This window comes from Mesorhizobium sp. YR577 (genome assembly GCF_900116595.1).
GTDB lineage: Bacteria > Pseudomonadota > Alphaproteobacteria > Rhizobiales > Rhizobiaceae > Mesorhizobium_M.
The window spans coordinates 249,960-263,506 of the sequence record NZ_FPBI01000003.1 but is presented as its reverse complement, the minus strand read 5'-3'; the positions used below and the strand labels follow the sequence as shown (position 1 = coordinate 263,506).

9 protein-coding genes and 1 pseudogene are annotated in these 13,547 nt (G+C 65.0%); 3 read left to right on the top strand and 7 right to left on the bottom strand.

Annotation, left to right across the window (positions count from 1 at the left end; translation table 11 throughout):
- Positions 1 to 4 precede the first annotated feature (4 nt).
- Both BM413_RS06475 and BM413_RS06470 read left to right on the top strand, forming a co-directional pair.
- Positions 5 to 2,074 carry a hydantoinase/oxoprolinase family protein gene (locus tag BM413_RS06475; RefSeq protein WP_091911547.1) on the top strand — a complete coding sequence of 690 codons (2,070 nt, stop codon included), beginning with the start codon at positions 5 to 7 and terminating at the stop codon, positions 2,072 to 2,074.
- 169 nt (positions 2,075 to 2,243) lie between these two features.
- On the top strand, positions 2,244 to 3,986 hold the full coding sequence (locus BM413_RS06470) for a hydantoinase B/oxoprolinase family protein (protein ID WP_091911546.1): 1,743 nt from the start codon (positions 2,244 to 2,246) through the stop codon (positions 3,984 to 3,986).
- Between the two features lie 272 nt (positions 3,987 to 4,258).
- Here the strand turns inward: BM413_RS06470 and BM413_RS06465 are convergent, their stop codons facing one another.
- From BM413_RS06465 to BM413_RS06435, 7 genes and pseudogenes are all read right to left on the bottom strand, one after another.
- Positions 4,259 to 4,489, bottom strand: a complete 231-nt coding sequence (locus BM413_RS06465; protein ID WP_091911544.1) for a hypothetical protein — start codon at positions 4,487 to 4,489, stop codon at positions 4,259 to 4,261.
- A gap of 261 nt (positions 4,490 to 4,750) precedes the next feature.
- Positions 4,751 to 5,209: a MarR family winged helix-turn-helix transcriptional regulator gene (locus BM413_RS06460; RefSeq protein ID WP_091911542.1), complete on the bottom strand. Its 459-nt coding sequence runs from the start codon at positions 5,207 to 5,209 to the stop codon at positions 4,751 to 4,753.
- On the bottom strand, positions 5,206 to 5,790 hold the full coding sequence (locus BM413_RS06455; protein ID WP_091911541.1) for an amino acid synthesis family protein: 585 nt from the start codon (positions 5,788 to 5,790) through the stop codon (positions 5,206 to 5,208). The genes BM413_RS06460 and BM413_RS06455 overlap by 4 nt, the downstream gene beginning before the upstream one ends.
- A gap of 345 nt (positions 5,791 to 6,135) precedes the next feature.
- Positions 6,136 to 6,969, bottom strand: a pseudogene (locus BM413_RS06450) (UPF0280 family protein); the annotation flags it as partial.
- Positions 6,966 to 8,507 (bottom strand): 6-hydroxynicotinate reductase, encoded by a 1,542-nt coding sequence (locus BM413_RS06445; RefSeq protein WP_091911538.1) that lies wholly within the window; start codon positions 8,505 to 8,507, stop codon positions 6,966 to 6,968. The gene BM413_RS06445 and the pseudogene BM413_RS06450, both read right to left, overlap by 4 nt.
- Before the next feature lie 364 nt (positions 8,508 to 8,871).
- Positions 8,872 to 11,850 carry a molybdopterin-dependent oxidoreductase gene (locus BM413_RS06440; protein ID WP_091911537.1) on the bottom strand — a complete coding sequence of 993 codons (2,979 nt, stop codon included), beginning with the start codon at positions 11,848 to 11,850 and terminating at the stop codon, positions 8,872 to 8,874.
- Positions 11,847 to 12,707, bottom strand: a complete 861-nt coding sequence (locus tag BM413_RS06435) for an FAD binding domain-containing protein (RefSeq protein ID WP_091911535.1) — start codon at positions 12,705 to 12,707, stop codon at positions 11,847 to 11,849. The genes BM413_RS06440 and BM413_RS06435 overlap by 4 nt, the downstream gene beginning before the upstream one ends.
- 197 nt (positions 12,708 to 12,904) lie before the next feature.
- On the opposite strand from BM413_RS06435, the gene pncA reads away from it, so the two are divergent.
- Positions 12,905 to 13,504 carry a bifunctional nicotinamidase/pyrazinamidase gene (pncA, locus tag BM413_RS06430; RefSeq protein WP_091911534.1) on the top strand — a complete coding sequence of 200 codons (600 nt, stop codon included), beginning with the start codon at positions 12,905 to 12,907 and terminating at the stop codon, positions 13,502 to 13,504.
- Positions 13,505 to 13,547: the final 43 nt, after the last annotated feature.

Sequence of the window (13,547 nt, the reverse complement as noted above, 5' to 3'; positions counted from 1 at the left end):
GAGCATGGTTGAGAATTATTCCGCAAATGCCGGAAGTGTGGTCGCCGGCATCGATGTCGGCGGGACCTTTACCGACCTCTTGATGATCGACGGCCGGGGCGGCGGCCGGGTGCACATCGCCAAGACGCCGACCACCGTTCACAACCAGGCTTTCGGCGTGGTTTCGGCCCTTGCCGACACCGGGTTTCCCATTCCCGAGATCGACCTGATCGTGCATGGCACGACCACAACCACCAACGCCGTGCTGGAGCGCCGGCTGGCGCGCACCGGCATGATCACCACGCGCGGCTTTCGCGACGTGATCGAGCTTGGCCGCCGCACGCGGCCGCAGGCCTACGGCATGACGGGCGTGTTCGTGCCTGTCATTCCGCGCGACTTGCGGCTGGAAGTGTCCGAGCGCGTGGAAGCATCGGGGGCAGTTCGCATCCCGCTCGACGAGGCGGAGATGCGCGAGGCCGTGCGGCGGCTGATCGAGGCCGGCTGCGAATCCCTCGTCATCCACTTTTTGCACGCCTACGCCAATCCGGAGCACGAGAAACGTGCAGCCGAGATCGCGCGGGAAAGCTGGCCGAACGGCTACATCACCACCGGCCACGCGCTGCTTTCGGAGGCGCGTGAATTCGAGCGTGGGGTCACCGCTGCCGTCAACGCCTCGGTGCAGCCGATCCTGGAGCGCTATGTCGAGCGGCTGCGCACGGAACTGGAAGCGCGCGGCTATGGCCGTGATTTCCTGATCATGAACGGCAATGGCGGCATGATCTCGGCCCGCTTCGTCACACGTGAATCAGCCAAGACGGTGATGTCGGGTCCGGCTTCGGGCGTGATTGCGGCGGCCTATACCGGCAAGCGCGCCGGTTATGAGAATCTCGTCACCTACGACATGGGCGGCACCTCGACCGACGTGGCGCTGATCCAGAACGCCGAGCCGGCGGTGTCGAACGAGACCGAGATCGAATATGCGATGCCGATCCATGTGCCGATGGTGGCGGTGCACACCGTGGGGGCGGGCGGCGGCTCGATCGCGCGCGTCGATGCTTCGGGGCTGATCCAGGTCGGGCCGGAAAGTGCCGGCGCCAATCCCGGCCCGATCTGCTACGGGCGCGGAGGCACGGAGCCGACCATCACCGACGCCAATCTGGTGCTGGGGCGGCTCGATCCGAAAAAGCTGCTGGCGGTGGAGAACCCGGTGACGGTCGAGCATGTGCGCGCGATCTTCGCCGACAGGATCGGGCAGGCGACCGGCCTTGACGGTGTCGCGGCGGCGGGCGCGGTCCTGCGGCTCGGCAATATGAAGATGGCGGGCGCGATCCGCATGGTGTCAGTGGCGCGCGGCCATGACCCGCGCGACTTCGCGCTGTTCGCTTTCGGCGGGGCAGGGCCGCTGCATGCGACGGCACTTGCCCGCGAACTCGGCCTGCCGAAAGTGCTGGTGCCGGCGCGGCCGGGCATCACCAATGCGCTGGGCTGCGTGGTGGCAGATCTGCGCCACGATTTCGTCAACACCGTCAACCAGCCGGTGGCGAGCGTCGATGAGGCGCGTATTGCTGACATCCTGCAGTGGCATCGCGAGGAGGGCGCTGCCCTCATCGCGAAGGAAGCGGTGAAGCCGGAAAGCATTCGCGTCACGCATTCTGCCGACATGCAGTTTGTCGGCCAGACACATATCCTCAACGTGCCGCTGCCGTCGGCGCAAGTGGATCGCCCGACGCTGCAAAGCCTGTTCGAAAAAGCCTATTTCGCCCGCTTCAAGGTCGAGCTGCCGGAAATCCGCGCCAATCTCGTCAACCTCAACACCTCGGTCACCGGCGTGCGCCCGGCGGTCGATCTTTCGCGGCTGATCGACCCGGCGGGACGGGCGAAGACGCTGGATGGCGCGCTTCGCGAGACGCGGCCGGTCTGGTATGACGGCGCATGGCACGACACGCCGGTCTATGCCCGCGAAAAACTGCCACTGGATGCTGAGATTGAGGGGCCGGCGATCCTCGAGCAGATGGATGCCACGACGGTGCTGGAGCCTGGAGATCGCGCGCGGTCGGATGCGGATGGGAATATTGTGATCGAGGTGGGCAAATGAACGCGATGCCGTTGTCCCCCTCCCCCTTGTGGGGAGGGGTTAGGGGTGGGAGTTCCTTTGCTTGTCGTACTTACGGCCGTGCAGTGTCGCAGGAAGTCAACGAAGGGCGCACAGCAAATACCCCCACCCTCGATCCCTCCCCACAAGGGGGAGGGAGGAGATTGGCGCTATGACCTCCCTCGACGCCATCACCCTCTCCGTCATCCAGGCAGCGCTCCAGCAGACCTGCGACGAGATGGACCTCACCTTCTCGCGCGCTGCCTTCTCACCCGTCATCGCCGAGGCCAACGACCGCTCCGACGGCATCTATTCGGCCGAGGACGGCTCGCTGATCGCGCAAGGTAGCCAAGGCCTGCCGGTGTTCGTCGGCGTGATGCAGTATTCGACGCGCACGATCATCGGGATGATCCGCGACGGCAGATGCGCGGCCCCGGACGAGGGCGATATCTACATCGTCAACGACCCCTATCTCGGCGGCACGCATCTGATGGATGTGCGATTCGCCATGCCGGTGTGGCGCGATGGCAAGATCTTCTGCTGGCTCTCCAACACCGGCCACTGGCCCGATATCGGCGGTTCGGTGCCGGGCGGGTTTTCCGCCTCGGCGACGGCGGTTGAGCAGGAGGGCCTGCGCCTGCCGCCGGTAAAACTGTTCAAGAAGAAGGTGCTCGACCAGGAAATCTATTCGATCATCTGCTCCAACATCCGCGTGGCCGACCAGCGCATCGGCGACATCCGCGCCCAGGCCGCAGCGCTTTATGTCGGGCAGGATCGGCTCTTTGCGATCCTCGATCGTTACGGTGACGAAACGGTGATCGAGGCCATCGCCGAACTGCGCCGGCGCGCTGCCGAGCAGATGCGGGCGCATATCGCGCCGATCCCGGACGGCATCTACCGCTCGAAGGCCTTCGTCGATTCCGACGGCGTGGTCGACCAGCCGCTGACCATCGCGCTGGCGATCGAGAAAAAGGGCGATACGCTGACCTTCGATTTCGAGGGATCGAGCCCGCCCTGCATCGGCCCGATGAACAGCGTGCTGGCCACGACCTTATCGTCGGTCTATCTCGCCATGCGCCACATCTTCCCCGATGTGCCGATCAGCGCCGGCGCCTTCGAGCCGCTGGAGGTGAAGCGGCCGGAGGGAACGTTCCTCGACGCCAGATACCCCCGCCCGGTTTCCGGATGTGCGGCGGAGGTTTCGCAGCGCATCGCCGAGGCGGTGTTTGCGGCCATGGTGCAGGCAGTGCCTGAAAAAGTGACGGCAGCGCCCGCCGGCTCCAGCGGCAATTTCGCGCTCGGCGGCAGCGACCCGGCACGGGGCCGCGACTATGTCATGTACCAGATTTCCGGCGGTGGCTATGGCGGCAATCTTTCCCATGACGGCCTCTCCAATGGCTGCTCGACCATCGGCATTTCGAAATCGCCGCCGGTCGAGATCATGGAGCAGGCCTATCCCGTGCTCTACCGCCACTATGCGCTGCGCGAAGGCTCGGGCGGCGCGGGCGAACATCGCGGCGGCTTCGGGCTGGCATACGAAGTGGAACTGCTGCGCGGCGAGGCGCGTGCCTCCTTCGTCATGGACCATGGCCGCGTCGGTCCGCAGGGCGTGCGCGGCGGCAGCGATGGCGCGGTTAATTCCGTCACCGTTTATCGAGGCGGCGAGGCCCATGTGCCGCCGCATCTGTCGAAGGAACAGGACATTCCACTGAGGGCCGGTGACCGCGTACAGGTCGGCACACCCGGTGGTGGCGGCTACGGCGATCCGCTCAAGCGCGATCCCGAACTGGTGCTCAGGGATGTCCGGCTGGGCTACTACACGGCTGAGCAGGCGGCAGAGATGTTCGGGGTCGTGGTGGCGGCGAACTCGATCGACCGGGAAGCGACGCGGGAACTGCGGGTGGCGAAAAAGTAACGACTTCGGAACGGTGCTGGCTGGAATTCCCCCTCTCCGTCCCGGCTTCGCCGATCCACCTCTCCCCCGCTATGCGGGGGCGAGGAACCGGCACTCGCCGAGGTCGCAGCTTTGCAGAACCTGGGTTCCTCGCCCCCATGAAATGGGGGGTCCGGAGGACGGGCGAGACCCGTGGCTCGCCCCGGAATGTGGATCGGCGAAGCCGAGACGGAGAGGGGGATTAGGCACACCTTGGCAAGGCCAAGCTCATTCGTCTTGCAAGTATTCGGCCTTCAGATCTTCTGCGCCGTCCTTGCCTCTTTCAAATGCGTGCATTTGATTTTCACATATTCGCCGGGGCGTTGCCTGGCGAACGAGGTCGACGCTATCAGCGCCTGGCCCTGCATGCCGCAGGAAATAGCGCTGGCCGTCTGCGGGCCGCTGATGACGTCGAGGGCGGTTTCCATCTGGCAGTCGACCGGGGAAACATTGACCGAGCAAACGAGGATCATGATCTGGAGCATGCATTCACGCCTTCCGTGAAACGGTTGCTCCTCCCAGGGTTCGAACTCAGCCTACGCTGATTTTATTGCGTTGCAACATAAAATATCGCACTGCAACATACGGAAATGTCGCATGCGCCATGGGCGGTCTGCGAGCGTTGAAACGACATATCCAACTGGGCACGCCGCGCATTAGCTATTTCTAATCTGGGCGCGGCTCGTCCAAAAATCGATTCCGATCTTTGGGGTATGCTTCAGCCTTTCGCCTATGCGGCAGGCGAGTTACGCCATCTTGGCCAGCAACTTCAGGAAGGTGCCGATCTCCTTGGGCGTCAGCGGCGCCAGCGTTTCCTCGGTGATCTTCTGGGCAAGCGGTATCAGCCGCTCCACCATGGCGCGGCCCTCCACCGTCAGGCTGACCAGCAGCCGGCGCTTGTCGACCTCGTGTTTGGACAGTTCGACCAACCCGCGCGCCTTCAGCCGGTCGATGACGCCTTTGACGGTCGCCGCGTCCATGGCGATCAGCGTGCCGAGCTGGTTCTGCGAGGTCTCGCCGACATCATGCAGCTTGGCGAGCGCTGCAAATTGCGGCGGCGTCAGATCGCCGATATGCGAGGCAAAGATGGAGACGTGGCGCTGATGCGCCTTGCGCAGGATAAAGCCGACCTGCTCCTGCAGGTGGTACTCGCCTTCCGTCTCGTCGGCCTCGACAAGCTTCAGGAGATTGTCTTCTCCGGTCATCGCTGCCCGTCCCAGACCTTGATGTCCTTGGCTTCAAGACCGCCCATGCGGCTATGAATACGCGGACCGCAGGCCATGGCAAGGCAGAACAGGATTTCGTCCGGCCGCGGCCCGTCGGCGATGCCGACTTCCATGGCATCGAAATGGCTGCGCACATAGGCGGCGTTGGTATGGCCGAGCGGCACGTCGAGGCGCGAGCCGAAAGCGCCGACCTTCATCGCCGACGGCACGATGGCTTTTGCCTGGCCGAGGCGTTCGCGCATGGCATAGCCGCCCGGCACATGCCACAGCGCCCCATGCTCGATCTCGCCGCCGGTGCCGACGATGGCGCCTTTGCCGTAGCCGTCGATGGCCTTGATGTCGCCGCCAAGCGCCTCGATCATCCTCTCGGTCAGGAGCAGGCCCAGCGGCTTCAGATCGTCCATCGCGCTCTGCAGTTCCTCGGCGTATCGGCCGGCGAAGGGGTTTTTCACGACGGCCAGCCCGGCAACGCGCCGGCGCGGTTCGCTGGCGGCGGGGCCGCCCTCGTGAAAGATTTCTTCGGTCAGGACGGCGATCTTGCGGATCGGGAAGTCAGGCATGGTACGGGTCTTTCGATGTTTGTCGGGTGGTGGGAACGAGGATTGTTTGCGGGCGCATTCGCACTACCCTCTGTCCTGCTGGACATCTCCAAGGGCAGGGTAATCGCCTATAGAATTCGACCCCCACTCCGTCTCGGCTTCGCCGAGCCACCTCTCCCCCGATCGACGGGGGAGAGGAAACGCACCTCGGCAAGGCTGGCGCCTTTCCTCTCCCCTTTTGAGGGGGAGAGGTGCCGAGCGAAGCTCGGCGGAGTGGGGGTTAGCCGTGCCATATGCGATTGTCGTGGCGCGGGAGATGTTCGGCAGGACAGAGGGTGCAGCATGGGCCATCAATGCTTCAGGATGAACTTCCCCGCACAGGCGACTGTCGCCATCCAGAAACAGCGCTGCTGTCTCAATCAGTCCACGCCGGCGAAAGTCTTCTGCAACATCAAGGCCACGCCCCAGTGCAGCGTCTACCTCGGCAGAGCTGAGCACCCCAACACCGACCGTCACCAACCGGTCGCCAAGATCGCTGTCGGGCGCGAGCTCCCGCGCCGGCCGCCGTGCGATTGCCGCATGCCCTGGCAGGTCGACGGCATTCGCGATCAGCGTCGCCGCCGCGTCGGCCTCGGCCGCCGTGTGCGCCAGAACAGTCACCGCATCGGCGATGCCGAGCGAATGGCTGCGCCCGCGCCAGCCGGAGGTGGCGATGCCACCTACCCCGTCTTCCGCCCGGATGGTGATGCGGTCGGCAAAGCCGTGGCCGGTGCCGGCGATGGCCAGCGTCATCGTTTCCCCGGGTGCGAGATGCAGTGCGATGTCGCCGCCATTGTTGACATAGACCTTTTGCAAGGTTCGACCTATGAGCATGGAAGCAAGGATTTCCTCTGCCACGGAACCCGCGACTGCGGCCATCGGCGTGATGAAGTTCTTGTCAGCAAGCCGGCTGACCGCCGCCTCCATGCGTCGCGCCACAACGCCGGCAAAGGCGCGTGGCTGAACACTTGCAGGCCGGCGCAACTCCGGCAGTTCGGCGACGAGTTCGATCAGCACGGTCTGGAAACGCGCGACGGCCTGCTCATACGTAGCGCGCACTTCCGTCGCCTCGCCGAAAGACTCGATGATCAAGTCGATCGGACCGTGGTTGAGATGAAGGCGCTTGCCGTCGGCCAGCCAGGATACCTGTGGGCTGTTCATCGATCCGGGCTTTCGCTGGAGCGGCGCAGCTGCGCCAGCGGCGGCCACGGATTGTCAGCCGGCGCGTCTTTGCGGGCGCGGGCATTGAAATATTCGCCGCCCTTGGCGAGGACATCGTCGACGCTGCGGATTTCATCGGCATAGCCGCCGAGCCGTATATAGTCGTCGCGGCGCAGCGTGAATTCGATCGGCGCGACAAGTGCTGGTGTTGGCACATAGCCGAAGGCGTTTTCCGGCACGCGCATGACATCGACCATCAGCGTGATACCGCCGCCGGGCCAGACATAGACCGGCGCGCCGCCGACCGTGACGTAGGTTTTCAGGCCCTGCACCGAGCGGGTGAGGTTGACCGGATTTTCCACCACGCCGGCGCGCAAGGAGCCGCCGGCCCCGCCGACGAACAGCACCGTGCACAGCGCCGGCTCGCAATTGTCCTCGATCAGCCCGACTGATTTGCGCAGCCGCTCGGGGAACGGCTTTTCGACCGGTTTCAGATCGTCGTCGAGCTCGAAATAGGCGAACTGCTCGCCGGTGGTCGAGACCATCAGCAGCGACAGGCCCGGCCGTGCGCCCTTCTTCGGGTTCCACTCGCCGAGGATCGACAGCGGGTCGGAAATGGTCGTGCCGCCCCAGCCGAGGCCGGGTTCGGAAACCTTGAAATAGCGCCCGGGCGTCGAGCGGCGGCCGATGATCTTTATGCCCGTGTCCTCCCAGCCCAGCACCTTGCCGGCCTGATGCTCGGAGACGACGCCGGTGATGTGGTCGTCGACCACCACGACCTCGTCGACCAGCCCGCGCCATTGCGTCGCGAACATGCCGATGGTGGCCGAGCCGCAGCCGACGCGCATGCGGTGCTCGGCCTGGCCGTCGATCACCGGCGCCTTGCCGGCTTCGACGACGACGGTGACGCCGCCGTCGATGGAAAGCTCGACCGGTTTGCGATTGCAGAGGTCGAGCATGGTCGCGCAGGTGACGCGGCCTTCGGATTTGGAGCCGCCGGTCAGGTGATGCACGCCGCCGAGCGACAGCATCTGCGAGCCATATTCGCCGGTGGTGACATGACCGACTGCCTCGCCTTCGGCGCGCACGACCGCCGTTTCGGGGCCGAGGAAGCGGTCGGTGTCGATCTTTATCTTGACGCCGCAATAGGAAAAAATACCCTCGGTGACGACCGTCACCAGATCGACGCCCTCGACCTCCTGGCTGACTATGAAGGGGGCGGGCTTGTAGTCGGGATAGGTCGTGCCGGCGCCGATGGCGGTGACGAAGCGGCGGCCGCTGTTGACCAGTTCGCCATTCCATTCTTCGCCTTCCGCCGCGAAGGGCACCACAGCGCCGCCAGCCCCGGTGCTGTGATCGAGGATGGTCAACGGGTCGCAGCGCACGATGCGCCCGCCGGTATTGCCGTAGCGGTCGCAGGCGCCGGTGCGGCCTTCGGCGATATAGCACATGACCGGGCAGGCATCGCAGCGGATCTTTTCGGCCACCTGCTTTTCGCCGGGGTCGTGGGTGTCGAAGCGTTCGGCAAGCTCGCTCATGATGGCGCCTCCCTTCCTTCTCCCCGTTTACGGGGAGAAGGTGTCACGAAGTGACGGATGAGGGGCAGCGCAAACCTTGCCTTGCTGGCGCTGCCCCTCGCCTGCCTGCCGGCATCCTTTCTCCAGGAACTTGAGGGCAATCGACTATGCCATTCGACCCCCACTCCGATTTGCTTTGCAAACCACCTCTCCCCCGATCGACGGGGGAGAGGAAACGCCGTCCGAATGTCTGGCACCCTTCCTCTCCCTTTTTGAGGGGGAGAGGTGTCACGCGAAGCGTGACGGAGTGGGGGTCGGCTATGCCATATGTGATTGGCGTGCCGTAAGTCGGGAGAGGAAGGACTGCCACCATGCTGTGCCCTCTTCATATCCGTGCCTCCCGGATCGCCGCGCGTATCCGGCTTGGCGTCGCCGGCACCTTGGTCACCAGAACGCCGGTTGCGTGGCGGATGGCGTTGAGGATCGCCGGTGCGGTCGGGATCAGCACATGCTCGCCCAGGCCCTTTGCCCCAAACGGTCCTTCCGGGTCCGGAACCTCCACCAGGATGGTTTCGATTGGCGGCACGTCGCCGATGGTCGGGATGAGGTAGTCGTGCAGATTCTCGGTGCGGCCGGGGATGTATTCCTCCATCAGCGCCATGCCGATGCCCTGCGCGATGCCGCCTTCGATCTGACCCTCGACAAGCAGCGGGTTGATGGCACGGCCGACATCGTGTGCGGCGGTGATCTTGATCAGCTTGACCGTGCCGAGCTTCAGGTCGACTTCAAGCTCGGCAATCTGCGCGCCATAGCCATATTGTGCGTAGGGCGTGCCCTGGCCCTTTTCGTCCAGCGGCAAGGTCGGCGGATCGTAGGTCTCCTGCGCGCCGAAGACGAAACCGTCAGCATCCACGGCAAGCCCGGCGAGATCGATGCGGCGGGTGGCCTCGCCCTCGCGGATGACGAGCGCCGCGCCATCGAATTGCAGCGTTGCGCGCTCCGAGACATTGGCGAAGCGCAGGATCTTTTCACGCAAGCTCCGGCCCGACTTCTCCGCCGCCTTGCCCGAGACGAAGGTCTGGCGCGAGGCGGAGGTCTTGCCGGCGTCAGGCGTGATGGCGGTGTCGGCGCTGCGCAGCACGATCAGCGACAGCGGCACGCCGAGCGCGTCGGCGGCGATCTGCGAAATCACGGTGTTGGAGCCCTGGCCGATATCGACCGCGCCCTGATGCAGCACCACCTTGCCGGCGGGGGAGATGCCGATCTTGATCGTCGAAGGATTGGGCAGCGAAGTGTTGCCGCAGCCATACCAGCAGGAGGCGACGCCAACACCGCGTTTCCTGGTGGTGTTTTCGGTGTTGAAGGTTTGCGCATCGGCCAGCGCCCGCGCCCAATGCGGCTTCAAGGCTTCGAGGCAATCGGCGATGCCTACGCCGGCCTTGAGGACCTGCCCGGTCACCGTTTCGGAGCCGTTCCGAAGTGCGTTCATCAAGCGAAAATCCAGCCGGTCCAGGCCGAGCTTTTCGGCCATCGCGTCGTATAGCGTCTCCTGCATGATGGTCGCCTGCGGCACGCCGAAGCCGCGGAAAGCGCCGGCGATCGGCCCGTTGGTGTGGATGGCGCGGCCAACGGCGCGATAGTTCGGCGTGGCATAGGGGCCGGAGGCGTGGACAGGCACGCGGTTGGCCACAGTCGGTCCCCAGCTTGCATAGGCGCCGGTGTTGAAATCGCCGGAAAATACCATGCCGGTGACGCGGCCCCCGGCATCCGCGCCGATGGTCGCCTTCATCGACGCCGGATGGCGCTTGGTGGTCGACATCATGGATTCGTTGCGGGTGTAGGCAAGGGCCGCCGGCCTGCCGGTCTTCATCGCGACGAGGCCGATCAGCGGCTGCAGCGACACGTCCAGCTTGGAGCCGAAGCCGCCGCCCGTTGCGGTCGGTACGATACGCACTTTTTCCGGCGCGAGGCCAAGCACTTTCGCGGTGTCGTCGCGGTCCATATAGGGCGCCTGCGTGCAGGCGGTGATGACCAGCGTGTCGCCGTCCATAGTGGCGAAACCGGCTTCCGGCTCGATATAGGCGTGCTCGACGAAGGATGTCTCGATCTCGCCGGACACGGTGTGCGCTGCCTTGGCGAGTGCCGCCTCAGGGTCGCCGCGCTCGACAAAACCCTGGGTCAGCAGATTGTGTTCGCGGCTTGGGTGGATGCGATGCGCATCTGTCGCCTGCGCCTCGCGCGGCTGAAGCATATGCGGCAGTTCGGTCCAGGTGATCGGGAATTTCGTCAGGTCGAGCGAGGCGATCGCTTCGCGCTCGCCGGCGACCAGCGCCACAGCCTCGCCACGAAAGCGGGCGGTGTTCTCTGCGAGCGCCGGCTGGTCGGCGAAGGGCGGAATCACGCCAAAACAGTTTTTGCCCGGGATGTCGGCGGCGGTGAAGACGCCAACAATGCCGGGGTTTGCTGCCTTGTAGGCTTCGAGATCGCCGAAGGCGAAAGCCGCGTGGTAGTGCGGCGAGCGGATGACGGCGACATGCAGCGCGTCGGCGGGAAAGCTGTCGCCACCGAATTTTTCGGTCCCGGTTACCTTTGGGATGCCGTCGAGGCGGACGGGCGAGGCGCCGACGGCGTGGCCGGTTTCGGGGAGGCGGCGGTTGAGGGTGCGCGAAAGCGCAATGTCTGCGGTAGCCTTCTGCGATGGCGCACTCTCTGCACCACCCCCCTCTGGCCTGCCGGCCATCTCCCCCGCAAGGGGGGAGATCACTCCGTCATAGGCTCCTTCGCCAATCGTCAACGTTGCAGGAGATGAGGCGGGGGCGAAGCTGCTGATCTCCCCCCTTGCGGGGGAGATGGCCGGCAGGCCAGAGGGGGGTGTTTCAGGATCAAGCGACGCAGGCGCAAACCGCCCAGCCCCCATCACTGCCGCAACGATCTTCCGATAGCCGGTGCAGCGGCACAGAATGCCGCCGAGCGCGTCCTGCACTTCGATCTCGGTCGGATGCGGGTTCCTGTCCAGCAGCGCCGTACCCGCCACCAGCAGTGCCGGCGTGCAGATGCCGCATTGGGCCGCACCATGTTCTAGGAATGACGCCTGCAGCGCCGAGAGCTTTCCGTTGGCAAGCCCTTCCACTGTACGCACGGACGATCCCGCGACCGATGCCGTCGGCACGAGGCAGGCGCAGGCCGGTTCGCCGTCGATGAGCACCGTGCAGGCACCGCAATCGCCGGCATCGCAGCCAACCTTGGTGCCGGTGAGGTGCAACTCGTCGCGCAGCAGTGCGGACAGGCGCTGGACCGGCGGCGCCGAGACGGAAACGGCGGCGCCATTGACCTCGAAGGTGATGTTGATGCGCTCCGAACTCATGCCGCCACCTTTGTCAGAGGTTGGTAGCCAGCAGCGGCAAGCACGGCGCGGGCAACGATCTCGCAGGCCGCCTCGCGCCGGTATTCGGCCGTGCCGCGCACGTCGTCGATCGGAGCGAGTTCGGGAAGCGATGTGGCAGCGACTGTCTCGGCCAGCGCCGGGCCAATGGGCAGGCCGCGCAAGGCGGCTTCAAGGCCGGCCAGCCGTTTGGCGACCAGCGAGCAGGAGCCGACCGCCACGGCAGCCTCAGTGACGGTGCCGTCTTCCACCACGATGCGGGCTGCCGCCATGGCAATGGAGATGACGAGATAACGGCGCGCACCGAGCTTGACGAAGGCGCTGGTGCCGCCAGTAGCGGATTTCGGGATGCGGATCGCCGTCACCATCTCACCGGGTTGTAAGGCGGTGCGGCGGTTGCCGAGAATGAAATCTTCGACCGGCAGGTGGCGCGTTGCACTGGCTGAACGCAACTCCACTTCAGCACCCAGCGTCAGCAGCGGCGGCACGCCGTCGGCGGCAGGCGAGGCGTTGCACAGATTGCCGGCGATGGAGGCGCGGTTCTGGATCTGCGCCGAGCCGACTTCGCGTGCAGCAAGCTTCAGCCCGTCGAAAGCGGCCGGCAGGTCATGCCGGATGATATCGGTCCAGGTCGTGCGCGCGCCGATGACGATATGGGAGCCGACCTCCGCGATGCCGCGAAGCTCGGAGAGCCCATTGATATCAAGCACATTTTCGCTGAGGGGCCTGTTGCCGAGCGCTGGATAAAAGTCGGTGCCGCCGGCCAGAATGCGCCACGGCCCTTCGCCAAGCAGCGCCAGCGCCTCATCGACATTTTTGGGTTTCGCGTAACGGATCACGCAATGCCTCCCGGCATGGCCGGCGCTCGAAAATTCATTCGCACACAAATGATATCAAGGTGGCGGAAATTGTCAAAGCGGGAGTTTGTCGGCCACCCTCCTGCGGCCAGAATTTCGCCTTTCAGCACAATGCCGGTTGACGTGGCGGCGGCTTCCGGCCAACGCTCAGCGCGATCATTTTTCGGGCCGGAGGTCACATGAAGGAAGAAGCGCTTGTCGTCATCGATGTGCAGAACGATTTTTGCCCTGGCGGCAATCTGGCGGTCGCTGGCGGCGATGAGATCGTGCCGCTGATAAACGAGATGATCGGCCGGTTCGAGCATGTCGTGCTGACGCAGGACTGGCACCCCGCCGGCCATTCGAGTTTCGCTTCGCAGCATCCCGGCAGGCAGCCCTTCGAGACAACGAAAATGCCCTATGGCGACCAGACGCTGTGGCCGGATCACTGCGTGCAGGGCACGGGCGGCGCGGCGTTCCACGAGGCGCTGGAATGGACCAAGGCCGAGATCGTCATCCGCAAGGGGTTTCGCAAGGCGATCGACAGCTATTCCGCCTTTTTCGAGAACGACCGCAAGACGCCGACCGGCCTTGGCGGCTACCTGAAGGAGCGCGGCATCGGCAGCATCACGCTGGTCGGCTTGGCGACCGACTTCTGCGTCGCCTATTCGGCACTCGACGCGGTGAAGCTGGGGTTTGATACGACCGTGCGGCTGGACGCCTGCCGGGCGATCGATCTTGGTGGTTCGCTGGAGATCATGACGGGGAAGATGCGGGACGCGGGGGTGAGGCTGGTTTGAGCGCTGGCATAACCCTCCCCCTTGAGGGGAGGGTGGCGTCGCG